General features: G+C 70.3%; 25 protein-coding genes. 6 read left to right on the top strand and 19 right to left on the bottom strand.

Annotated elements, in window-relative coordinates:
• Positions 1-181: 181 nt before the first annotated feature.
• From ACIQVT_RS09250 to ACIQVT_RS09260, 3 genes are all read right to left on the bottom strand, one after another.
• The gene (locus ACIQVT_RS09250) at positions 182-505 is read right to left on the bottom strand and encodes an STAS domain-containing protein (protein WP_403749896.1); all 324 of its coding nucleotides are present in this window, start codon (positions 503-505) and stop codon (positions 182-184) included.
• 157 nt (positions 506-662) lie between these two features.
• Complete coding sequence (locus ACIQVT_RS09255) at positions 663-1,511, bottom strand: 3-hydroxyacyl-CoA dehydrogenase family protein (RefSeq protein WP_403749899.1); 849 nt, start codon at positions 1,509-1,511, stop codon at positions 663-665.
• 124 nt (positions 1,512-1,635) lie between these two features.
• On the bottom strand, positions 1,636-2,277 hold the full coding sequence (locus tag ACIQVT_RS09260; RefSeq protein ID WP_403749902.1) for a TetR/AcrR family transcriptional regulator: 642 nt from the start codon (positions 2,275-2,277) through the stop codon (positions 1,636-1,638).
• 89 nt (positions 2,278-2,366) lie between these two features.
• Here ACIQVT_RS09260 and ACIQVT_RS09265 point away from each other — a divergent pair, with 89 nt between their 5' ends.
• The 3 genes from ACIQVT_RS09265 to ACIQVT_RS09275 are packed head-to-tail and all read left to right on the top strand — an operon-like array spanning position 2,367 to position 4,511.
• On the top strand, positions 2,367-3,155 hold the full coding sequence (locus ACIQVT_RS09265; RefSeq protein ID WP_403749905.1) for an ABC transporter ATP-binding protein: 789 nt from the start codon (positions 2,367-2,369) through the stop codon (positions 3,153-3,155).
• Between the two features lie 20 nt (positions 3,156-3,175).
• A complete protein-coding gene (locus ACIQVT_RS09270; RefSeq protein WP_403749907.1) occupies positions 3,176-3,925 on the top strand; it encodes an ABC transporter permease in 750 nt (249 codons plus the stop codon).
• Between the two features lie 13 nt (positions 3,926-3,938).
• Positions 3,939-4,511, top strand: a complete 573-nt coding sequence (locus ACIQVT_RS09275) for a cob(I)yrinic acid a,c-diamide adenosyltransferase (RefSeq protein WP_403749910.1) — start codon at positions 3,939-3,941, stop codon at positions 4,509-4,511.
• Positions 4,512-4,576: 65 nt separating this feature from the next.
• On the opposite strand, the gene ACIQVT_RS09280 is transcribed toward ACIQVT_RS09275, so the two are convergent.
• Both ACIQVT_RS09280 and ACIQVT_RS09285 read right to left on the bottom strand, forming a co-directional pair.
• The gene (locus ACIQVT_RS09280; protein ID WP_403749914.1) at positions 4,577-5,080 is read right to left on the bottom strand and encodes a DinB family protein; all 504 of its coding nucleotides are present in this window, start codon (positions 5,078-5,080) and stop codon (positions 4,577-4,579) included.
• Complete coding sequence (locus ACIQVT_RS09285) at positions 5,077-5,673, bottom strand: hypothetical protein (protein ID WP_403749916.1); 597 nt, start codon at positions 5,671-5,673, stop codon at positions 5,077-5,079. The genes ACIQVT_RS09280 and ACIQVT_RS09285 overlap by 4 nt, the downstream gene beginning before the upstream one ends.
• A gap of 152 nt (positions 5,674-5,825) precedes the next feature.
• Between ACIQVT_RS09285 and ACIQVT_RS09290 the strand changes: the two genes are divergently transcribed.
• The 3 genes from ACIQVT_RS09290 to ACIQVT_RS09300 all read left to right on the top strand — a co-directional run bounded on the left by ACIQVT_RS09290 (position 5,826) and on the right by ACIQVT_RS09300 (position 9,583).
• Positions 5,826-6,998 carry a sensor histidine kinase gene (locus ACIQVT_RS09290; RefSeq protein ID WP_403749918.1) on the top strand — a complete coding sequence of 391 codons (1,173 nt, stop codon included), beginning with the start codon at positions 5,826-5,828 and terminating at the stop codon, positions 6,996-6,998.
• Entirely contained in the window at positions 6,995-7,636 is a 642-nt protein-coding gene (locus ACIQVT_RS09295; RefSeq protein ID WP_403749920.1) for a response regulator, read from the top strand. Before ACIQVT_RS09290 ends, ACIQVT_RS09295 begins: the two co-directional genes overlap by 4 nt.
• Positions 7,637-7,759: 123 nt before the next feature.
• Positions 7,760-9,583: a glycosyl hydrolase family 18 protein gene (locus ACIQVT_RS09300; protein ID WP_403749922.1), complete on the top strand. Its 1,824-nt coding sequence runs from the start codon at positions 7,760-7,762 to the stop codon at positions 9,581-9,583.
• 77 nt (positions 9,584-9,660) lie between these two features.
• On the opposite strand, the gene ACIQVT_RS09305 is transcribed toward ACIQVT_RS09300, so the two are convergent.
• From ACIQVT_RS09305 to ACIQVT_RS09370, 14 genes are all read right to left on the bottom strand, one after another.
• Positions 9,661-10,107 (bottom strand): DUF2550 domain-containing protein, encoded by a 447-nt coding sequence (locus ACIQVT_RS09305; protein ID WP_403749924.1) that lies wholly within the window; start codon positions 10,105-10,107, stop codon positions 9,661-9,663.
• A gap of 154 nt (positions 10,108-10,261) precedes the next feature.
• A complete protein-coding gene (locus ACIQVT_RS09310; RefSeq protein ID WP_121786871.1) occupies positions 10,262-10,636 on the bottom strand; it encodes a F0F1 ATP synthase subunit epsilon in 375 nt (124 codons plus the stop codon).
• 110 nt (positions 10,637-10,746) lie between these two features.
• Positions 10,747-12,183 (bottom strand): F0F1 ATP synthase subunit beta, encoded by a 1,437-nt coding sequence (atpD, locus tag ACIQVT_RS09315; RefSeq protein WP_403749927.1) that lies wholly within the window; start codon positions 12,181-12,183, stop codon positions 10,747-10,749.
• The gene (locus ACIQVT_RS09320) at positions 12,184-13,101 is read right to left on the bottom strand and encodes a F0F1 ATP synthase subunit gamma (RefSeq protein ID WP_403749929.1); all 918 of its coding nucleotides are present in this window, start codon (positions 13,099-13,101) and stop codon (positions 12,184-12,186) included.
• A 21-nt stretch (positions 13,102-13,122) separates the two neighbouring features.
• Complete coding sequence (gene atpA, locus ACIQVT_RS09325; protein ID WP_403749931.1) at positions 13,123-14,715, bottom strand: F0F1 ATP synthase subunit alpha; 1,593 nt, start codon at positions 14,713-14,715, stop codon at positions 13,123-13,125.
• A gap of 141 nt (positions 14,716-14,856) precedes the next feature.
• Positions 14,857-15,672: a F0F1 ATP synthase subunit delta gene (locus tag ACIQVT_RS09330; RefSeq protein ID WP_403749934.1), complete on the bottom strand. Its 816-nt coding sequence runs from the start codon at positions 15,670-15,672 to the stop codon at positions 14,857-14,859.
• Entirely contained in the window at positions 15,669-16,214 is a 546-nt protein-coding gene (locus ACIQVT_RS09335; protein WP_403749937.1) for a F0F1 ATP synthase subunit B, read from the bottom strand. Before ACIQVT_RS09335 ends, ACIQVT_RS09330 begins: the two co-directional genes overlap by 4 nt.
• Before the next feature lie 42 nt (positions 16,215-16,256).
• Positions 16,257-16,487, bottom strand: coding sequence for an ATP synthase F0 subunit C (atpE, locus tag ACIQVT_RS09340; RefSeq protein WP_030915976.1), 231 nt, complete (start codon positions 16,485-16,487; stop codon positions 16,257-16,259).
• 72 nt (positions 16,488-16,559) lie between these two features.
• A complete protein-coding gene (gene atpB / locus ACIQVT_RS09345; RefSeq protein WP_403749940.1) occupies positions 16,560-17,381 on the bottom strand; it encodes a F0F1 ATP synthase subunit A in 822 nt (273 codons plus the stop codon).
• A 225-nt stretch (positions 17,382-17,606) separates the two neighbouring features.
• Positions 17,607-18,053, bottom strand: a complete 447-nt coding sequence (locus ACIQVT_RS09350) for a hypothetical protein (protein ID WP_403749943.1) — start codon at positions 18,051-18,053, stop codon at positions 17,607-17,609.
• Between the two features lie 301 nt (positions 18,054-18,354).
• The gene (locus ACIQVT_RS09355) at positions 18,355-19,701 is read right to left on the bottom strand and encodes an MraY family glycosyltransferase (RefSeq protein WP_403749946.1); all 1,347 of its coding nucleotides are present in this window, start codon (positions 19,699-19,701) and stop codon (positions 18,355-18,357) included.
• A gap of 161 nt (positions 19,702-19,862) precedes the next feature.
• Complete coding sequence (glyA, locus tag ACIQVT_RS09360; protein ID WP_403749949.1) at positions 19,863-21,101, bottom strand: serine hydroxymethyltransferase; 1,239 nt, start codon at positions 21,099-21,101, stop codon at positions 19,863-19,865.
• Between the two features lie 69 nt (positions 21,102-21,170).
• Positions 21,171-21,848, bottom strand: a complete 678-nt coding sequence (locus tag ACIQVT_RS09365; protein ID WP_403749952.1) for a protein-tyrosine-phosphatase — start codon at positions 21,846-21,848, stop codon at positions 21,171-21,173.
• Positions 21,845-22,492: an L-threonylcarbamoyladenylate synthase gene (locus ACIQVT_RS09370; protein ID WP_403749955.1), complete on the bottom strand. Its 648-nt coding sequence runs from the start codon at positions 22,490-22,492 to the stop codon at positions 21,845-21,847. The genes ACIQVT_RS09365 and ACIQVT_RS09370 overlap by 4 nt, the downstream gene beginning before the upstream one ends.
• Positions 22,493-22,520: the final 28 nt, after the last annotated feature.

Below are 22,520 nucleotides of genomic sequence, written 5' to 3' on the forward strand. Positions count from 1 at the left end.
CGCTCGGCCGAGTGTCGCGAGGCAGCGGGCGACCGAACCCTAAACCGTCACCCGGTGTCCGCGACAGGGCGGGGTGCCGTGCGGTCCGAGACGTCACGGTCTCGTGAGGATTGCCCTCGGCCGGTACCGCGACGGCCGTGTCCGGGTCTCCCCCGTCGGCCGGTTCAATCCCGTACGCGGCTCACACCCGGGGAAGCGACTCCACTCCGATGCCGCCCTCGATGGCGAGGATGCGGTGCAGCCGGGTGGCCACCAGCAGGCGTTGCATCTGCGCGGGCACGCCCCGCAGCACCAGGCGGCGCCCGCAGCGGCCGGCCCGCCGGTGGGCGCCCATGATCACCCCGAGTCCGGTGGCGTCCCAGGAGTCCAGTTCGGACAGGTCGAGCACCAGGTCGCCGACTCCGTCGTCGACGGCCGAGTGCAGGGCCGTACGGGCGTCCGCCGCGCTGCGGACGTCGAGGCGGCCCCCGACGACCAGCTCGGCGTGGTCGCCCCTGATGAACATATGCGCTCCCCGTTGGCTGCGGTTGGCGTACTTCGTGACGATGCTGTGCAACGTCTGACTGCGTGGGTGGCGGCACGGTTGCTGCTTGTAAGCGAACCGATACCGAATTCACCCCGGGGAGTGATGCACCCGGGGTGGTGTCGCGTCGGTGGGTGACTCAGTGACTGTAGAAGCCCTGCCCGCTCTTGCGGCCGATGTCACCGGCGTCCACCATCCGGCGCATCAGCTCCGGCGGGGCGAACTTCTCGTCCTGGGACTCGGTGTAGATGTTGCTCGTGGCGTGCAGCAGGATGTCGACGCCGGTGAGGTCGGCGGTGGCGAGCGGGCCCATGGCGTGGCCGAAGCCCAGCCTGCACGCGAGGTCGATGTCCTCGGCGGTGGCGACGCCGGACTCGTAGAGCTTGGTCGCCTCGACGACGAGGGCGGAGATCAGCCGGGTGGTCACGAAGCCGGCGACGTCCCGGTTGACGACGATGCAGGTCTTGCCGACGGACTCGGCGAACTCCCGCGCGGTGGCGAGGGCCTGGTCGCTGGTCTTGTAGCCGCGGACCAGCTCGACGAGCTGCATCATCGGCACCGGCGAGAAGAAGTGGACGCCGACGACCCGCTCGGGGTGCTCGGTGGCGGCCGCGATCTTGGTGATCGGGATGGCGGAGGTGTTGGAGGCGAGCACGGTGTCCTCGCGCACGATCCTGTCGAGCGCGCGGAAGATCTCGTGCTTGACCTCCAGCTTCTCGAAGACGGCCTCGACGACGACGTCGGCGTCGGCCGCGGCGTCCAGGTCGGTGGTCGCGGTGATGCGCGCCAGGGCGGCCTCGGCGTCCGGCGCCGCCAGTTTGCCCTTGCCGACGAACTTGTCGTAGGAGGCCTTGATGCCGTCGGTGCCACGTTTCAGTGCCTCGTCGGTGACGTCCCGCAGGACCACGTCCCAGCCCGCCTGGGCGGCGACCTGAGCGATGCCCGATCCCATGAGACCGGCCCCGATGACGGCGAGCTTGCGTGCCACTCCGACTCCCTTGAACGCGTGTAGGTCTGCCTCTCTCCGGCGGACCATAGCGCTCCGACGCCGCTGTGTGACCGGTAAGTAACGCGCGTCACGTCTCATTTGACGGACATCACACCGGCAGAGGTCAGGACGGCTCACGGACGGCGTAGTTGAGGACCTTCTCGTCCAACAGGTCCTCGATGTCCTCCATGAGGACGAGTATGTCTCGTGATACTTCGGCCGGTTTGTGACCGGCGAGCATGCGGCGGCCGATGGCGGCGAAGACCGTCTGGTGGACCCAGCAGATCTGACCGGCGATCAGGCCCGGCAACGGGTCGTCCGGGTGCGCGCCGGTCTCCTCGCGGAGGGCCGCCTCCAGGTTGTCGTGGGTGTCCCGCTGGAGGCTCCACAGCCGGGAGCGCAGGGGCGGCGCGTCCTGGATGACGCGCATGAAGCGGTCGTAGCCCTCCATCAGGCCGACCCGGGGCGAGACGGCCTCGACCTCCTCGCGCAGTTCGCGCAGCACGGCGCGGGCGGCGGACTCACCCGCGTCGCGGCCGCGCACCCAGCGGGCCAGCCGGTCGACCACGCCGGCGGACCGGTCGAGGAAGAGGTCCTCCTTGGCGGGGAAGTAGTTGTAGACCGTGTTGACGGAGACGTCGGCCGCCTCGGCCACGTCCGCCACGGTCACCGCCATGAAGCCGTGCTCCACGAACAGTCCGGTGGCGACGTCCGAGATCCGCTGTCTGGTCTCGCGTTTCTTCCGCTCCCTGAGCCCCTCTGCCATGCCGTCATCGTAGGGCGCCCCGATGTCGTTGGCCTCTGACTAATTTTGGCGTCATTGCAAAAATGGGCAGTCTCTGTTTTTCTGGGGTCATGACAGCAGTCATCAGTGCGGCGGGCCTCGCCCGCACCTTCCACACCAAGGCCGGCCCCGTGGAGGCCGTCCTCGGCATCGACCTCACCGTCCACGCGGGCGAGATCCTCGGCTTCCTCGGCCCCAACGGCGCGGGCAAGACCACCACCCTGCGGATGCTCACCACCCTGCTGAGACCCACCGGCGGCGCGGCCACCGTCGCCGGGCACGACCTGGCGACCGACCCGGCCGGCGTGCGCCGGGCCAGCGGCTACGTCGCCCAGTCCGGCGGGGTCGACCCGCAGGTCACCGTGCGGGAGGAGCTGGTCACCCAGGGCCGGATGTACCGCCTGCCGAAGGCGGAGGCGGTGGCGCGCGCCGGGGAACTGGCCGCGGAGCTGGATCTCGCGGGGCTCCTCGACCGGCGGACCGGCGCGCTCTCCGGCGGCCAGCGGCGCCGGCTCGACATCGCGCTGGCCCTCACCCACCGCCCCCGCGTGCTGTTCCTGGACGAGCCGACGACCGGCCTGGACCCCGGCAGCCGCGCCGACCTGTGGGACCTGGTCCGCCGGCTGCGCGACCGGCACGGCACGACCGTCTTCCTGACCACCCACTACCTGGACGAGGCCGACGCCCTCGCCGACCGCCTGGTGATCGTCGACCGGGGCACGGTCGCCGCCGAAGGCACTCCGGCCGCGCTCAAGCTGCGCCACGCCGGTTCGGTGGACGCCACGCTCCAGGACACGTTCCTCGCCGTCACCGGCCGCGGCCCCGCACCGGCCGCCGACACCCCGCCCCTCGCCGTATGAGACCGACAGGAACCCGCCCGATGCTCCTGCACGACACGGCCCTCGTCTACGGCCGCTACCTGCGCCAGTCGCTGCGCTCCCGCTTCGCCCTCCTCTTCGGCCTGCTGACCCCCCTGCTGTACCTGCTCTTCTTCGGCCCGCTGCTCACCGGACTGCCGCTCGGCGGGGCGGGCTCCTCCTGGCAGGTGCTGGTGCCCGGCCTGCTGCTCCAGCTGGGCCTGTTCGGCTCCCTCTTCGGGGGCTTCGCGGTCATCCTGGAGAAGGGGCAGGGGGTGGTGGAGCGGATGCGGGTGACCCCGGTCAGCCGGCTCGCCCTGCTGCTCGGCCGGGTGCTGCGCGACGCCACGGTCCTGGTCCTCCAGGCGGTGCTGCTGGTGCTGGCCGCGCTGGTGATGGGACTGCGCGCGCCGCTGGCCGGCGTCCTGATCGGCTTCGGGTTCGTCGCGCTGCTGACGGTGTCGCTGGCCTCGCTGTCGTACGCGCTCGGCATGAAGGTCCGCACCCCGCAGGAGTTCGGGCCGCTGGTCAACGCGGTGTCGATGCCGTCGATGCTGCTGTCCGGGCTGATGCTCCCGATGTCCCTGGCGCCGGGCTGGCTGGACGTGCTGTCGCACTTCATGCCGTTCCGCTATCTGGTGGACGCGGTCCGCGACGCCTACCTCGGCCGCTACGCGAGCACGCACATGCTCTACGGCGTCCTGGTCGCCGTCGCCTTCTCGGCGCTGGCCGTGACGGTGGGCACACGGGTGTTCCGGACGGCCGGGGCCTAACTACGCTGGCCGCATGGTCAACCTGACACGCATCTACACCAGGACCGGCGACCGGGGCACCACCAGCCTCGGCGACATGAGCCGGGTACCCAAGACGGACCTCCGGATCTCCGCGTACGCGGACACCAACGAGGCCAACGCGGTCATCGGCACCGCGATCGCCCTGGGAGGGCTGGACGAGGAGATCGTCGCGGTCCTCACCCGCGTCCAGAACGACCTGTTCGACGTGGGCGCGGACCTGTCGACACCGGTGGTGGAGGACCCGGAGTACCCGCCGCTGAGGGTGGAGCAGTTCTACGTCGACAAGCTGGAGGCGGACTGCGACCGCTTCAACGAGCGGCTGGAGAAGCTGCGTTCCTTCATCCTGCCCGGGGGCACCCCGGGCGCCGCCCTGCTCCACCAGGCATGCACGGTCGTACGGCGGGCCGAGCGGTCCACGTGGACGGCCCTGGAGGCGCACGGCGAGACGATGAACCCGCTCACCGCGACCTACCTGAACCGCCTCTCGGACCTGCTGTTCATCCTGGCCCGCAGCGCCAACCGGGAGGTCGGCGACGTGCTGTGGGTGCCGGGCGGGGAACGCTAGGGCCTGTCGTCCGGATCATGCCGGGCTCGATCCACGAAAAACGCCAGCCCCCGCCCGCGGCCCGGTCAGTCGCCGGTCCGGCCGTCCGCCAGCTCGCGCAGGATGTCGAGGTGGCCGTTGTGCCGGGCCGTCTCCTCGATCAGGTGCAGCACGATCCAGCGCAGGTCGTACCGGTTGCCGTCGTCCCGCTTCCGCTGCGCCTTGGTGTCCAGGTCGTGCGCGGCGATCAGCTCGTTGTGCCGGGCGGACTCCCGGGCGTACTCGTCGAGCAGCTGGGACAGCGGGAGGTCGACGGCGATGCGCATCTCGCGGTCGGGGTCCTCGTCGGTCCAGGGGCCCTCGTCCTCCTCGCCGAGGAAGATGACCCGGAACCAGTAGTACTCGACCCAGCGGAGATGGTTGATCAGCCCGCTGAGGGTCATCAGCGGCGAGCCGGGGAGCGGCGCGTTGCGGGCGTTCTCCGCGGAGAGGTCCTCGCACTTGGCGCGCGCGGTGGCGCGGACGTAGTCGAGGAAGGTGGTCAGCTGGGTGCGCTCGTCCCAGGCAGCAGGCGTATCGGTGCGTGTCATCGCCGGAATGATCTACCGGCATCCGCCTCCGTGTCGACCGGATTTCCGGCGGCACCGTCCCGGGGTTCCCGCTTGGGGAACAGGGTGTAGCTGACCGCGATGACCAGGTTGACGCCGATCACGAACAGCATGCGCTCCTGCCACACGCGCAGCGCGCCCGTGCCGGCGTCGTCGTCGGCGTACCGGACGGCGCACTCCAGGAGGGCGAGGGCGACGGCCGAGGACAGGATCCAGCGGCCCGCGGTCCGCCACTCGTGGACGGTGCGCGCCCTGCCGTAGCGGGGGCGACCGGCCGGACGCGGGCCGCCGGCGAGGTGGTGGGCCGCCCAGCCGTCCGCCCACCGGAGGGTGGCGGGGCCCAGGCCGACCGTGAAGCCGATGTAGACGGCGGCGAGGCCGTGCCGCCAGTCGGGTGCGGCACCGGCGCGCAGGTCGAGCACGGTGACGGCGAGGAGCGCGACCTCCAGCAGCGGCTCGCACAGCAGCAGCGCCAGGCCGGTGCGCGGCATCCGCAGCAGGTACCGGAAACCCAGTCCGGCGGCCAGCAGCACCCAGAACGCCACCTCCGCGGCGGCGATCAGCGCGACGATCACGGTGTGCTCCCCTCGTCCACCCCTTCAGGCTCCCCCGCTCCGGCGCCCGCCGCGTCGTCGGCGCGGACGAGACCGCGGTAAGCGAAAGTCGCAGTGCGGTCCCCTCCACGAGGAGCGGGCGCGCCGGCGCGCGGCCGTGTTGGATGGAGGCCATGGCTGGCGCACTCCCCCGACCCCACCGTGACGACCTGCGCATCGCCGTGGGCGGACTGGCCGGCGGGGTGCTGTTCTGGGCGCTGGGCACGCACCCGCGCCCCGCCTCCGACCCGATGGTGCTGTGGCACCCGGGCTGGGCCCCGCTGGTGCCGCTGCTGGTGACGGTCGCGTGCGAGCCGCTGCGCCGTGTCCGGCCCCGGACCGGCCTGCTGTTCGGCACGGCCGCGCTGGCCCTGGACACGGTGACCGAGGGCAGTCTCGTCACCGTGGTGCTGTACACGGACCTGGTGTACGCCGCCGTCCTGTACGGCACCGCGGCCGCGGCCCGCCGCGTTCCCTGGATCACCGGGGTGTGCACGGTGCTCGGCGGGGTGGTGCCCGCCACGCTGTGGCGTGATCCGCGGGGACTGCTGATCGGGGTCGGCATCGGTGTGGTGGCGTTCGCGCCCGCCGCCACCGGCTGGGTGGTCCGCGACCACCGTGACGCCGCCGAGGCCGCCCGGCTGCGCGCCGAACAGACCGCGCTGCTCGCCGAGATGGACCGCGCGCAGGCGGTCACCGCGGAACGGGCGCGGGTGGCCCGCGAGTTGCACGACCTGGTCGCCAACCACCTGTCGGCCATCGCCATCCACTCCACGGCGGCGCTGTCCATCGGCGACCCGGAGACCTCGCGGGCCGCGCTGGCCGTCGTCCGGGAGAACAGCGTGGCGGGGCTGGCCGAGATGCGCCGGCTGATCGGTGTCCTGCGCGACGGCGGCGGCGACCGGGAGCCCGCCGCGTCCCCGACCCTGGACGGCCTGGCCGCGCTGGTCGCCGCCGCCCGCGCAGGCGGCTTGGACGTCCGCCTCGACGCCGCGCACACCGAGGTGCCCACCCCGGTGGACCTGGCCGCCTACCGGATCGTGCAGGAGTCGTTGACCAACGCGCTGAAGCACGGCGGCGCGGGGCGCGTCGACGTCGCGCTGCGGCAGCACGACGGCGCGCTGGACATCCGGGTGACCAGTCCCCACCGGCCCGGTGACGGTCCTCGCGCCCCGGGTTCGGGCTCCGGGCTCACCGGGATGCGGGAGCGCGCCGCGCTGCTCGGCGGGCGTTTCGAGGCGGGTCCCGAGGGCGGTTCGTGGGCCGTGCGCGCCGTGCTCCCGCTCACCGGAGGGGACCTCACGTGATCCGGGTCCTGGTCGCCGAGGACCAGTCCGCCGTCCGCGCCGGACTGGTGCTGATCCTGCGCAGCGCGCCCGACATCGACGTGGTCGCGGAGGCGGCGGACGGTGAGCGGGCGGTCCGGCTGGCCGGTCAGCTGCGGCCGGACGTGGTCCTGATGGATGTGCGGATGCCGCGGCTGGACGGGGTGTCGGCGACCCGCCGGATCGTCGCGGAGGGGTTCGCGGACGTGCTCGTGCTGACCACGTTCGACCTGGACGAGTACGTGTTCGGGGCGCTGCGGGCGGGCGCGGCCGGGTTCCTGCTGAAGCACGCCGAGGCGCGGGAGCTGCTGGAGGCGGTGCGGACGGTGGCGCGTGGGGAGGGGGTCGTCGCGCCGGCCGTGACGCGCCGGCTGATCGCCGAGTTCGCGGCGGCTCCCGTGCGGGGCGCGCGCTCCGACACGGCGGGGCTGGAGGGGCTCACCCGGCGGGAGCGGGAGGTGCTGGCCTGTGTCGGCGAGGGCCTGTCGAACGCGCGGATCGCGGTGCGGCTGGACATGGCGGAGGGCACGGTGAAGACCCACGTCAGCCGGTTGCTGGCCAAGCTGGGGCTGCGCAGCCGGGTGCAAGCGGCGGTTCTGGCGCGTGAGTCGGGGCTCTGACGCGGCAACTCCAGAATGGTCCAGACCTATTGACGAGTGGTCCAGACCTTTCTACTCTCGCAGCACTCGGGCATGGAGGCTCAGTCATGCCCCTGACACCCCCGACGACGAGGGAGGCGCAGCATGCGCTTCAGACACAGAGCCGCGGCAGGGTTCGCGACCCTGTTGCTCCCGCTGGCCGGTCTGGTCGGCCTCGCGAGCCCCGCCCAGGCCGCGAGCAACGCCACCGCCACCTACACCAAGGCCAGCGACTGGGGCACCGGCTTCGGTGGCCAGTGGACCATCAAGAACACCGGCAGCACCAGCATCAGCTCCTGGACCATCGACTGGGACTTCCCCTCCGGTACGTCCGTCACGTCCTCCTGGGACGCGGACGTCACCAGCTCCGGAACCCACTGGACCGCGAAGAACAAGTCGTACAACGGCCAAATCGCCCCCGGCGCCTCCATCTCCTTCGGCTTCAACGGCGCGGGCACCGGCTCCCCGTCCAACTGCAAGCTGAACGGCGACAGCTGCGACGGCACCACCGTCCCCGGTGACGCGGCACCCTCCGCGCCCGGCACCCCCACCGCCTCCTCCGTCACCGACACCTCGGTGAAGCTCGGCTGGGGCGCGGCCACCGACGACAAGGGCGTCAAGAACTACGACGTCCTGCGCGACGGCAAGGTCGTCGGCACGGTCAGCACCACGTCGTACACCGACACCGGTCTGACCGCCGGCACCGACTACTCCTACACCGTGCAGGCCCGCGACACCGCGAACCAGACCGGTCCGGTCAGCGGCGCGGTCAAGGTGCACACCACCGGCGGCGGCACCACTCCCCCGCCGCCCACCGGCGACAAGGTCAAGCTCGGCTACTTCACCGAGTGGGGCATCTACGGCCGGAACTACAACGTCAAGAACCTGGTGACGTCCGGTTCCGCGGCCAAGATCACGCACATCAACTACGCCTTCGGCAACGTGACCGGCGGCAAGTGCGCGATCGGCGACTCCTACGCCGACTACGACAAGGCCTTCACCGCCGACCAGTCGGTCAGCGGCGTCGCCGACAACTGGGACCAGCCGCTGCGCGGCAACTTCAACCAGCTGCGTGAGCTGAAGGCCAAGTACCCGAAGATCAAGGTGCTGTGGTCCTTCGGCGGCTGGACCTGGTCCGGCGGCTTCGCGGACGCGGCCAAGAACCCGGCGGCCTTCGCCCAGTCCTGCTACGACCTGGTCGAGGACCCGCGCTGGGCCGACGTCTTCGACGGCATCGACATCGACTGGGAGTACCCGAACGCCTGCGGTCTCACCTGTGACACCAGCGGGGCGGCGGCCTACAAGAACCTGATGGCCGCGCTGCGCGCCAAGTTCGGCTCGAACAACCTGATCACCGCGGCCACCACGGCCGACGGTTCCGCCGGCGGCAAGATCGAGACCGCCGACTACGCGGGCGCCGCCCAGTACGTCGACTGGTACAACGTGATGACGTACGACTTCTTCGGCGCCTGGGACGCGAAGGGCCCGACGGCCCCGCACTCCCCGCTCACCTCCTACTCCGGCATCCCGAAGGAGGGCTTCACCACCGCCGACGCGCTGGCCAAGTTCAAGGCGATCGGTGTCCCCGCGAAGAAACTGCTCATCGGCATCGGCTTCTACGGCCGCGGCTGGACCGGCGTCACCCAGGACGCCCCGGGCGGCACGGCCACGGGCCCGGCGGCCGGCACCTACGAGCAGGGCATCGAGGACTACAAGGTCCTGAAGTCCTCCTGCCCGGCCACCGGCACGATCGCCGGCACGGCCTACGCCCACTGCGGCAGCAACTGGTGGTCGTACGACACCCCCGCCACCATCAAGTCGAAGATGGCCTGGGCCAACAGCCAGGGCCTCGGCGGCGCGTTCTTCTGGGAGTTCAGCGGTGACACCAGCAACGGTGAACTGGTGAGCGCCATCAGCGACAACCTGTAACCCACAGGCGCCGCGCGCCACGCGACCAAGCCGCGTTCAGCCTCCCCCGGACCTCGTCCGGGAGAGGGTGGACGCGGCTACGCCACGTTCACCCGCTGTCCGGGCGGGGCGGCCTCCAGCCAGGCGAGGAACCCGGTCAGCGCGTCCTCGCTCATGGCGAGTTCGAGGTGGGCGTCCCGGTGGACACAGGCCAGCACCACCGCGTCGGACAGCAGCGCCAGCTCCTCCTCGCCCTCGGGCAGCCGGCGGCCCGCCACCTCGATCTGCGCCCGCTCCAGGACGCGGCGGGGGCGGACGGCGTAGGAGAACACCCGGTACCACTCGATCCGGTCCCCGTTGTAGCGGGCGACCCCGTAGCTCCAGCCCTTGCCGCCCGCGTCAGGTGTCCCCGGCATGTCCCAGCGCAGCGAACAGTCGAACGTACCGCCGGAGCGCTGGATGAGCCGGCGGCGCAGCCCGAAGAAGAACAATCCCACCGCCACGAGCGCGACCACGATCCCGCACACAGTCAGAGCGAGGACCATCGGCACCGACCTCCTCGTCTCCCAGGCAGTGGCACCGCTGGTGTCACTGGGTAATGAAACGTAAAAAACATCCACATCTGCCTCAGCCGCGACCGGCACCGGATTGCTCCGGGCCGGCCGCGGCTGAGTGACGTCAACGTACAGCGCGGCTGGTTCAGCGCGCCGCCGCCGCGCGCAGTCGGACGTCCGCGCGGCGCTCGGCACCGGCGTCGCCCTCCGCCTTCGCGCGCTCCAGCTCCCGCTCCGTGCGCTGGACATCGATCTCGTCCGACAGCTCGGCGATCTCGGCCAGCAGCGACAGCTTGTCGTCCGCGAACGAGATGAAACCGCCGTGCACCGCGGCGACGACCGTTCCGCCCTCGCTCGTACGGATGGTCACCGGGCCCGACTCCAGCACACCGAGCAGCGGCTGGTGACCGGGCATGACGCCGATGTCGCCGGACGTGGTGCGCGCGACGACCAGGGTGGCCTCGCCGGACCAGACCTGGCGGTCGGCGGCGACGAGCTCGACGTGCAGCTCAGCAGCCAAGGGTGGCTCCTCGGGTCACCACCCGGCGGTAGTGCCGGGTGTTGGGGTCAATTCTAGTGGGCGTGGACGAGGGGGCGGGACGCGCCCGCCCCCTCGTCCGAGCACGAGGCTCAGGAGACGCCCAGCTCCTTGGCGTTGGCCTTGAGGTCCTCGAGGCCACCACACATGAAGAACGCCTGCTCGGGGAAGTGGTCGTACTCACCGTCGCAGATCGCGTTGAACGCGGCGATCGACTCGTCGAGCGGCACGTCCGAACCGTCCACGCCGGTGAACTGCTTGGCGACGTGGGTGTTCTGGGACAGGAAGCGCTCCACACGACGGGCACGGTGGACGACGAGCTTGTCCTCCTCGCCCAGCTCGTCGATACCGAGGATCGCGATGATGTCCTGGAGGTCCTTGTACTTCTGGAGGATCGTCTTCACGCGCATGGCCGCGTTGTAGTGATCCGCCGCGATGTAGCGCGGGTCCAGGATGCGGGACGTGGAGTCCAGCGGGTCCACGGCCGGGTAGATGCCCTTCTCCGAGATCGGACGGGAGAGAACCGTCGTCGCGTCGAGGTGGGCGAAGGTGGTGGCCGGAGCCGGGTCGGTCAGGTCGTCCGCGGGGACGTAGATCGCCTGCATCGAGGTGATCGAGTGACCGCGGGTCGACGTGATGCGCTCCTGGAGGAGACCCATCTCGTCGGCCAGGTTCGGCTGGTAGCCCACCGCGGACGGCATGCGGCCGAGCAGCGTGGAGACCTCGGAACCGGCCTGCGTGAAGCGGAAGATGTTGTCGATGAAGAACAGCACGTCCTGCTTCTGGACGTCACGGAAGTACTCGGCCATGGTGAGGCCGGCCAGCGCGACGCGCAGACGGGTGCCCGGGGGCTCGTCCATCTGACCGAAGACCAGAGCGGTCTTGTCGATGACGCCCGAGTCGGTCATCTCCTCGATGAGGTCGTTGCCCTCACGGGTGCGCTCGCCGACACCGGCGAACACGGAGACACCGTCGTGGTTGTTGGCGACACGGTAGATCATCTCCTGGATGAGCACCGTCTTGCCGACGCCGGCACCGCCGAACAGGCCGATCTTGCCGCCCTTGACGTACGGGGTGAGCAGGTCGATGACCTTGACGCCCGTCTCGAACATCTCGGTCTTCGACTCGAGCTCGTCGAAGTTCGGCGCCTTGCGGTGGATCGGCCAGCGCTCGCCGGTGTAGGTCTCGTCGACGTTCAGCACCTCACCGAGGGTGTTGAACACCTTGCCCTTGGTGAAGTCGCCGACCGGCACCGAGATGGGCGCGCCGGTGTCGATGACCGGGGCCTGGCGGACCAGACCGTCGGTCGGCTGCATGGAGATGGTGCGGACCAGGCCGTCACCCAGGTGCTGGGCGACCTCCAGGGTCAGCGTCTTCTTCTCGCCGGCGTTGGCCGGGTCGGCCACCTCGACGTGCAGCGCCTGGTAGATGTCCGGCATCGCGTCGACGGGGAACTCCACGTCGACGACCGGGCCGATGACCCGGGCGACGCGGCCCGTAGCCGTCGCGGTCTCAACAGTGGTGGTCATTTATCGGTCACTCCCCGCGGTCGCGTCGGCCAGGGCACTGGCGCCACCGACGATCTCGCTGATTTCCTGGGTGATTTCGGCCTGGCGGGCCGCGTTGGCAAGGCGGGACAGCGTGTTGATCAGCTCGCCCGCGTTGTCGGTGGCCGACTTCATCGCGCGCCGCGTGGCGGCGTGCTTCGAAGCGGCCGACTGGAGCAGCGCGTTGTAGATCCGGCTCTCGACGTAGCGCGGCAGCAGGGCGTCGAGGACGTCCTCCGCCGACGGCTCGAAGTCGTACAGCGGCAGGATCTCGCCCTGGGGGGCGCTCTCCTGCGCGACCTCGTCGAGACGCAGCGGCAGCAGCCGGGCGTCGAGCGCCGTCTGCGTCATCATCGAGACGAACTCGGTGAAGACGATGTGGAGTTCGTCCACACCACCCTCGGCCGTGTCCTTCTCGATCGCCTCGATGAGAGGCGCCGCCACCTTCTTGGCGTCCGCGTACGTCGGCTCGTCGGTGAACCCGCTCCACGACTCCGCGATGGTGCGCTCACGGAAGTTGTAGTGCGCGACACCGCGCCGGCCGACGATGTACGTGTCGACCTGCTTGCCCTCGCGCTCCAGGCGCTCGGTCAGCTGCTCCGCCGCCTTGATGGCGTTGGAGTTGAAGGCGCCGGCCAGACCGCGGTCGCTCGTGAGGAGCAGGACCGCGGCGCGGACCGGGTTCTCCGCCTCCGTGGTGAGCGGGTGCCTGGTGTTCGACCCCGTACCGACCGCCGTGACCGCGCGCGTCAGCTCGCTCGCGTACGGCGTGGAGGCCGCCACCTTGCGCTGCGCCTTGACGACGCGCGAGGCGGCGATCATCTCCATCGCCTTGGTGATCTTCTTGGTCGCGGTGACGGATCGGATGCGACGCTTGTAGACCCGGAGCTGGGCTCCCATGAGTCAGGTCCCTTCCTTACGTCACTTGGCGGCAGCGGCAGGAGTGTCCTCGCCGAGCAGCTTGCCGTCCGAGGTCTCGAACTGCTTCTTGAACTCGGCGATGGCGTCCGCGATGGCCGTGAGGGTGTCGTCGGACATCTTGGCGCCCTCGCGGATGGAGGTCATGAGGCCCTGCTCCTTGCGGTGCAGGTACTCCAGCAGCTCCTTCTCGAAGCGGCGGATGTCGGCGACCGGCACCTCGTCCATGCGGCCGGTGGTGCCGGCCCAGACGGAGACGACCTGGTCCTCGGTGGACATCGGCTGGTACTGGTCCTGCTTCAGCAGCTCGACCATGCGCTGGCCGCGCTCCAGCTGCGACTTCGAGGCCGCGTCCAGGTCGGAACCGAAGGCGGCGAACGCCTCCAGCTCACGGAACTGGGCGAGGTCGACGCGCAGTCGGCCGGAGACCTGCCTCATCGCCTTGTGCTGCGCGGAACCACCGACTCGGGAGACGGAGATACCGACGTTCAGCGCGGGGCGCTGACCGGCGTTGAAGAGGTCCGACTCCAGGAAGCACTGGCCGTCGGTGATGGAGATGACGTTGGTCGGGATGAACGCCGAGACGTCGTTGGCCTTCGTCTCGACGATCGGCAGACCCGTCATCGAGCCGGCGCCCTCGTCGTCGGAGAGCTTGGCGCAGCGCTCCAGCAGACGCGAGTGCAGGTAGAAGACGTCACCCGGGTAGGCCTCACGGCCCGGCGGGCGGCGCAGCAGCAGCGACACGGCGCGGTAGGCGTCGGCCTGCTTCGACAGGTCGTCGAAGATGATCAGGACGTGCTTGCCCTGGTACATCCAGTGCTGGCCGATGGCCGAACCGGTGTACGGCGCCAGGTACTTGAAGCCGGCCGGGTCGGACGCCGGGGCGGCGACGATGGTCGTGTACTCCAGGGCGCCGTTCTCCTCCAGCGCGCGGCGCACGCCGGCGATGGTGGAGCCCTTCTGGCCGATGGCGACGTAGATGCAGCGGACCTGCTTCTTCGGGTCGCCGGTGCGCCAGTTGTCACGCTGGTTGATGATCGTGTCGACGGCCAGGGCGGTCTTGCCGGTCTGGCGGTCGCCGATGATCAGCTGACGCTGACCACGGCCGATCGGGGTCATCGCGTCGACGGCCTTGTAGCCCGTCTCCATCGGCTCGTGCACCGACTTGCGCTGCATGACCGTGGGGGCCTGAAGCTCGAGGGCGCGGCGGCCGTCGGTCTCGATCTCGCCGAGGCCGTCGATCGGGTTGCCGAGCGGGTCGACGACGCGGCCGAGGTAGCCCTCGCCGACCGCCACGGAGAGGATCTCACCGGTGCGGTGCACCGGCTGCCCCTCCTCGATACCGCTGAACTCGCCGAGGACGACCGCACCGATCTCGCGCTCTTCCAGGTTCAGCGCGAGGCCGAGGGATCCGTCCTCGAACTTCAGCAGTTCGTTCGCCATGGCCGAGGGCAGGCCCTCGATCTTGGCGATGCCGTCGCCGGCGACGGTGACCGTGCCGACCTCCTCGCGCGAGGCCGCGTCCGGCTTGTACGACTGGACGAAGTTCTCCAGCGCGTCCCGGATCTCCTCCGGCCGGATCGTGAGCTCCGCCATCTGGGTTCCCTGCTCTCCTTGTTGGGCCCGAAGTTTCACTTTGGGGGGATGGGGACTCCCCCCAACAGGAGGTGAATCCTCTGCACGGCCCAACCAGGGCCGTAATTACGTTCTGCTGTTTCTCGGTGTGCCGAGGTGTTGCTAGCTCGCCATGCGGCGGGCGGCCTCGTCCAGCCGGTCCGCGATCGAGCCGTTGATGACCTCGTCGCCGACCTGCACCCGGATGCCTCCGACGACCTCGGGGTCGACGTCGAGGTTCAGGTGCATCCGGCGCCCGTAGAGCTTGGTCAGGGCGGCGCCGAGGCGCTCCTTCTGCCCGTCGCTCAGGGGCACCGCCGAGGTGACGACGGCGACCATGCGGTCGCGACGCTCCGCGGCGAGCCTGGACAGGGACTCGAGTCCCGATTCAAGGCTACGTCCCCGCGGCGCGGTAACGAGGCGCGTGACCAGCCGTTCGGTGACCGGCCTGGCCCGCCCGCCGAGCAGCCGGTGCAGCAGCTCGGTCTTGGCCGGGCGGCCGGCGGCGCGGTCGGTGAGCGCGGCGCGCAGCTCGGTGCTGGAGGAGACGATCCGGCCGAACCGGAACAGCTCGTCCTCGACGTCGTCGAGGGTGCCCGTCTTCTCCGCGGCCGTGAGGTCGGCGATGCTCGCCAGCTCCTCGACCGCGTCCACCAGATCACGCGACTGCGACCAGCGGGACCGGGCCAGCCCGGACACCAGGTCGGCGGTGGTGCCGCTGACCTGGCCCCCGATCAGACGCTGGACCAGCTGCGCCTTCGCCTCTCCGGCCTTGCCCGGGTCGGTGAGGGCGCGGCGCACGCCGGCCTCGCGGTCGAGCAGCGCGGTGACGGCCGCCAGCTCGTCGGCGAGCTGCGCGGCGTCCACGGCCGTCGAGTCCGTCAGCGCGTCGAGACGCCCACGGGCGGCTGCCAGTGCCTCGCGGCTCGCTCCGTTCATCGCGTGGCCTCGGCCTTCTCCTCGAGCTGGTCGAGGAAGCGGTCGATCACACGGCTCTGCCGGGCGTGGTCCTCGAGGGACTCGCCGACGAGCTTGCCGGCCAGGTCGGTGGCGAGCTTGCCCACGTCCTGGCGCAGCGCGGACGCGGCGGCCTTGCGGTCGGCCTCGATCTGCGCGTGACCGGCGGCGACGATCTCCTCGCGCTGCCGCTGGCCCTCGGCCCGCATCTCGGCGATGAGCGTGGCACCCTGCTCCTGCGCCTCCTGGCGCAGGCGCGCGGCCTCGTGCCGGGCCTCGGCGAGCTGGGCCTTGTACTGCTCGAGGACGCTCTGGGCCTCGGTCTGTGCGGCCTCGGCCTTTTCGATACCGCCCTCGATGGCCTCGCGACGCTCTTCCAGAACCTTGTTGATGTTCGGGAGGAGCTTCTTGGCGAGGAAGCCGAAGACGATGACGAAGGCGAGCAGGCCGATGACAAGCTCGGGGACCGGCGGGACGAGCGGGTTCTCCCCGTTCTCGGCCGCCATGATGAGCAGCTGGCTCATGTCAGTGCCTTTCGTCTAGTCGGCTGTTCGTGGATCAGCAGATCACTGGCCGTAGACGAACGGCATGACCAGACCGATGAGGGCGAGCGCCTCACAGAAGGCGAAGCCGAGGATCTGGTTGGCGCGGATCAGGCCGGCGGCCTCGGGCTGACGGGCGAGGGCCTGGGTGCCGTTACCGAAGATGATGCCGACGCCGACGCCGGGACCGATGGCAGCGAGGCCGTAACCGATGGAGCCGAGCGAGCCGGAAACAGCGGCAAGGGTCTGGGACATGCCAGTTCTTCCTTCTTCTTTACGGACCGGTGGGGGTTGGCCACCGGACGATGGGGGTGTGGGACGAGGCGCTCAGTGGTGCTCGGCCAGGGCGCCCTGGATGTAGGTGCACGTCAGAAGAACGAAGACGTACGCCTGAAGAGCCTGGATGAAGAGTTCGAAGGCCGTCATCACGATGGTCATGATGAAGCTGACGCCGGCGTAGGCGATGCCGATGCCGTTCAGCAGGTACCAGCTGGCGATCGTGAAGAGCAGCAGCAGGGTGTGGCCCGCGAACATGTTCGCGAAGAGTCGCACCGCGTGGGTGAACGGGCGCACCAGGAGGTTCGAGAAGAACTCGATGACCATGGCGAGCGGCAGCACCGCGCCGAGCGACTTGTCGTAGCCCGTGACGTTCTTGAAGAAGCCGACGAATCCGTGGCGCTTGAAGGTCAGCGAGACCCACAGCACGTAGACGATCAGCGCCAGCACGAGCGGGTACGAAATGATCGACGTCACCGGGAACTGGGCGACCGGGATGATCGACCAGAGGTTCATCATCCAGATGAAGAAGAACAGCGAGACGACCAGCGGGACGTACTTCTCGCCTTCCTTCTTGCCGATGGTCTCGTAGACGACACCGCGGCGGATGAAGTCGTAGCCGGTCTCGGCGACCATCTGGAGCTTGCCGGGGACGACCTTCGGCTTGCGGAAGGCGGCCCAGAAGAAGCCGACGATGATGATCGAGCCGAGCAGCGCCAGCAGCATCGTCTTGTTGAAGTACACGTTGCTGTCGCCGTCGCCCCAGAGGGGCTGGAACAGGAACGAGTGCAGGCCGGGAGCCGGGAAGCCACAGCCGTCGAAGATGTGGCAGTCGGTCTCGAAGGCGAGCACCTGCGTCGGATCAGCACTCACCGCGGGCTCCTTCAGCGTGGCGCATAGGTACGGCAACCTCGTTGTGTCGGCGCGGCGTACGACCGCGGGTCGGCACGGGACTGGTGTTACGGATGTGGGGGCGGCTTGGGGGCATCTCGCCTCGCGATCGAGCAGGCGTCAGCTCGAATGCCCGCGCCCGCGATGCCGCAGTTGGCACCGGACGATAGCAGGAGATCTCATGCGCCTTTATCCCGGCCCTACCCCTCACGACGAGTGCCCCGACTTGTGGGACTTCTCGTCGCTCGTGGACGTCGTCGAATCGGGTTCGACGTACAGGATCTTGGACTTCATGTGCGCACGCGTCTGCGCGGCGATCCACGTGAGGGTGCCGGCGAGCAGCGTGAGCGCGAAGGACCTGGGATTGAACAGCGTCGTGTGCTTGAACGCGGCCATGAACACGAACAGCAGCAGGATCTGCGCCGCGTACAGCAACAGGCCCATGGCCTGGAACAGATGCGGAAGCGATTTGGCGGTGCGCTGTAGGACGTACAGGCCGATACCCATGAAGAGGATCACGATCACCGTCGCGACGACGGCCCCGACCGCGCCCTTGCCGCCCGCGACCACACCGCTGACGACGGCGGCGATCGCGCCGACGGCAACCGTGGGTACGGCGGCCTGAGCCAGGATCCGGACGTCATTGGACGGCATGGCGGCAACTCCGCTTTCACAGGGGGCAGGGTGTCGTCATGGACGAGCGTAGTCCCGGGCCGAGGGGGTCGAGACCTCACACCGATGGACCATCGCAGCGGGTCCGTCGGCTCTCTCCGGGGTTCTCGTGAACCGTATCACAAACTATTTGATGAGGTCTTTACCTGATGGGTGTGCTTGCTGTCACACATGAGGGTGACAGCGCCCGTCTGTGCAAAAACCGAGCCGAGTTGTCTGGTATTGGGGATTTTGCTCCCCCACGAATTGGCAATGCTCTAGTCAGATTCTTACCTTGGCCGCCTCAGCGGCGGTGGGCGAAACGCGAACGGGCGCCGAGCGCGGTCGCCCCGTTGACGCCCCCCGCACCGGCCGCGACGGGGCCCCGCTCCTCGTGCTCCCCGGCCCCCTGCCCGGCCTCACCGGCCTCACCGGCTTCCCGCGAGGCCTCCGGCCCGGACGCGGCCGGCTCCTCGGTCCGGCCGCGCCTGCGGTACCGCGGCGGCACGAACCGCTGCGCCCACACCGGCACCCGCGGGGTGAAGCGCGGCAGGAGCAGCAGGACCAGGCCGATCGCGCTGAGGAACACCACACCCAGCACGATCCACATCGACGCCGAGTTGACCGAGTAGGCGAGGGCGCCGAAGCCGATCAGGGCCGACCAGAAGTACATGATCAGCACGGCCCGGCTGTGCGAGTGGCCGATCTCCAGCAGCCGGTGGTGCAGGTGGCCGCGGTCGGCGGCGAACGGCGACTGGCCGCGCCAGGTACGGCGGACGATCGCCAGGACCAGGTCGGCGGCCGGCACCGCGATGATCGTCAGCGGCAGCAGCAGCGGAATGTAGACGGGCACCGTCTGGTGCACCGCCGCCTTCTCCGACCCCGTGAAGAGCGCCAGCGCGTCCGGGTCCACCTGGCCGGTGATGGAGATCGCGCCCGCCGACAGCACCAGGCCGATCAGCATCGAGCCCGAGTCGCCCATGAAGATCCGCGCCGGGTGCATGTTGTGCGGCAGGAAGCCCAGGCACATGCCCATCAGGATGGCCGCGAAGAGGGTCGCCGGCGCCGCGGACTCGATGCCGTACGAGTACCAGATCCGGTAGGCGTACAGGAAGAACGCCGCCGCCGCGATGCACACCATGCCGGCCGCGAGACCGTCCAGGCCGTCCACGAAGTTCACCGCGTTGATCGTGATCACGACCAGGGCGACGGTGAGGAGCGTGCCCTGCCACTGGGTCAGCGCGACGTTGCCGACGCCCGGGATGGGCAGCCACAGGATCGTCAGACCCTGCATGACCATCACGCCCGCGGCGATCATCTGACCGCCCAGCTTGATCAGCGCGTCGATCTCGAACTTGTCGTCCAGGACGCCGATCAGCCAGATCAGGGCGGCACCGGAGAGCAGCGCCCGCGGCTCGTTCGACTTGGCGAACACGTCGTTGAGGTTGGTCAGGTGGTCCGCGACCAGCAGGCCCGCGCACAGCCCGAAGAACATGGCGATACCGCCGAGCCGCGGAGTGGGCTCCCGGTGCACGTCACGGGCCCGGATCTCCGGCATCGCCCCGGCCACGATCGCGAACTTCCGTACCGGCCCTGTCAGCAGGTACGTCACCGCGGCCGTGATGCAGAGCGTCAGCAGGTATTCACGCACGGGCTTCCCCACAGGTCTCGCTGGCCATCACAGCCTCACACCCTAGCGACGGACGCATATGGTTGAGGACTTCCGGGTAGCGACGATGGTTGCACGGGTGGCTGTGCGCCACCGTCCACCGGGGTCCGTACCGGGAGCCACGGGGCCGCGCCACACCCCGTTCAGCCCGGATATGGCGGGAACTCACCGGTGAGCGCGCGCACCTCCTCCCGGGCCGCGGCCGGCTCCGTTGCGCCCCGCACCACGGCCGCCAGCAGCGCCGCGATCCGCACCATCTCCGCCTCGCCCATGCCCTGCGTGGTCACGGCGGCCGTCCCCAGACGCAGGCCGCGGTCGTCGCCGTGCGGCAGCGCGCAGCAGTCCAGCACCAGACCGGCCGCCAGCAGCCGGCCCCGCGCGGTACGGCCGTCCACACCGAGCGGGGCCGGGTCCGCGGTGATCAGGTGGGTGTCCGTGCCGCCGGTCGTGACGGCCAGCCCCTCCGCGGCCAGGTGACCGGCGAGCACCCGCGCGTTGGCGACCACCTGACGGGTGTACGCGGCGAACGCGGGGGTCGCCGCCTCACCGAACGCGACGGCCTTGGCGGCGATGGTGTGCATCTGCGCGCCGCCCTGGGTGAACGGGAAGACGGCCCGGTCCACGCGCTGGGCCAGGTCCGCGCCGCACAACAGCATGCCGCCGCGCGGGCCGCGCAGCACCTTATGGGTGGTCGCGCACACGATGTCCGCGTACGGCACCGGGTTCGGCGCCGCACCGCCGGCGACCAGTCCGATCGGGTGCGCCGCGTCGGCGATCAGATACGCCCCGACCTCGTCGGCCACCTCGCGGAAGAACGCGTAGTCGATGTGGCGGGGGTAGGCGATGGAGCCGCACACGATGGCCTTGGGACGGCGGTTGCGGGCCAGGTGGCGCACCTGGTCGTGGTCGATCAGCCCGGTCTCGGCGTCGACGCCGTAACCGACGAAGTCGAACCAGCGGCCGGAGAAGTTCGCCGGCGAGCCGTGCGTGAGGTGGCCGCCGTGCGTCAGGCCGAGGGCGAGGACGGTGTCGCCGGGGCGCAGCAGGGCCGCGTAGGCGGCCAGCACGGCCGAGGAACCGGAGTGGGACTGCACATTGGCGTGCTCGGCGCCGAACAGGGCCTTCGCCCGGTCCACGGCGGCACGCTCGGCGACGTCGACGATCTCGCAGCCGCCGTGGTGCCGGGCGCCGGGGTACCCCTCGGCGTACTTGTTGGCCAGCGGTGAGCCGAGGGCGGCCAGCACCGCCGGCGAGCAGAAGTTCTCGGCGGCGATCAGCTGGAGCGTGGTCGACTGCCGCTCGGCCTCGGCCAGCAGGATCTCGGCCATCGCCGGATCCTGCCGCCGCAGGGCATCGGTCTCGGGGACGGTGGTGACCGACATGACGGACTCCGGGCGGTCGACGGTGACGTACCCCCAATGTAGGCCCGCCCCCCACGGCACGCGCGCCCGTCACGCGCGTGCCGGAACCCCCGTCAGGGCGGTGACCACCGGGTCCAGGGCGTCCCGTATCTCGTCGCCGATCGAGCGGAAGAACGTCAGGGGAGCTCCGTACGGGTCGTACACCTCGTCCGCCTCCGCCGTCGGCGCCAGCAGCCAGCCGCGCAACGCCGCCGCGGCCCGCACCAGGGCCCGCGCCCGCGCCACCACCCCGTCCTCCAGCGGCGGCAGCGTGGTGGGGTCTATGGCACGGACCAGCCGGGTGAACTCCTTCAGGGTGAAGGTGCGCAGCCCGGCCGAATGGCCCATGGAGATGACCTGGGCGCGGTGGTCGCGGGTGGCGGTCAGGACCAGGTCGGCCATGATCACGTGCTCGTCCAGCAGCTCCCGGCCCACGAAGCCGGAGGTGTCCGCGCCGAACTCGGCCAGCACGGTCTCCGCGTGGGACTCCATGGACGCGCCCTCGTGGCCCCAGGTGCCCGCGCTCTCCACGATCAGCCCGCCGCCCAGCACACCGAGCCGCTCCGCGACGAAGTGCCGGGTCAGCCGCTCGGTGATGGGTGAACGGCACACGTTGCCGGTGCTGACGTGGAGGATGCGGAAGGTGTCGCGCGGGAACCCGAACGTCGTCGTCTCCTCCGCGCCGTAACCCCCGCCGCCTATGCCACGCCCCGCTTCAGGGGCCGTCAATTCGCCACCTCGAGATCGGGTACCACCTTGCGCAGCTCGTCCGGGGAGATCGCGCCCTCGCGCAGCAGCAGCGGCACCTCGCGGGAGACGTCCACGATGGACGACGGCACGATGCCGGGGGTGGGTCCGCCGTCGAGGTAGACGGAGACGGAGTCGCCGAGCATCTGCTGCGCGGCGTCGCAGTCCTCCGGCGCCTGGTGGCCGGTGAGGTTGGCCGAGGACACGGCCATCGGACCGACCTCGGTGAGCAGCTCGATGGCGACCGGGTGCAGCGGCATGCGCACGGCGACCGTGCCCCGGGTGTCGCCGAGGTCCCACTGGAGGGACGGCTGGTGCCTGGCGACGAGCGTCAGGGCGCCCGGCCAGAACGCGTCGACCAGTTCCCAGGCCTGCTCGGAGAAGTCCGTGACGAGGCCGTGCAGGGTGTTCGGGGACCCGATGAGGACGGGGGTGGGCATGTTGCGGCCCCGCCCCTTGGCGGCGAGCAGGTCGTTGACGGCCTCGGAGGAGAACGCGTCGGCGCCGATCCCGTACACCGTGTCGGTCGGCAGCACCACCAGCTCGCCCCGGCGGACGGCGGACGCCGCCTCGCGCAGACCCGTCACGCGGTCGGTCGCGTCGTTGGTGTCGTATCGCCGTGCCATGACTAACTGGCCTCCTCGTACACGTGCT

Origin of the sequence: Streptomyces sp. NPDC100445, from assembly GCF_044759735.1 — a bacterium.
Lineage (GTDB): Bacteria > Actinomycetota > Actinomycetes > Streptomycetales > Streptomycetaceae > Streptomyces.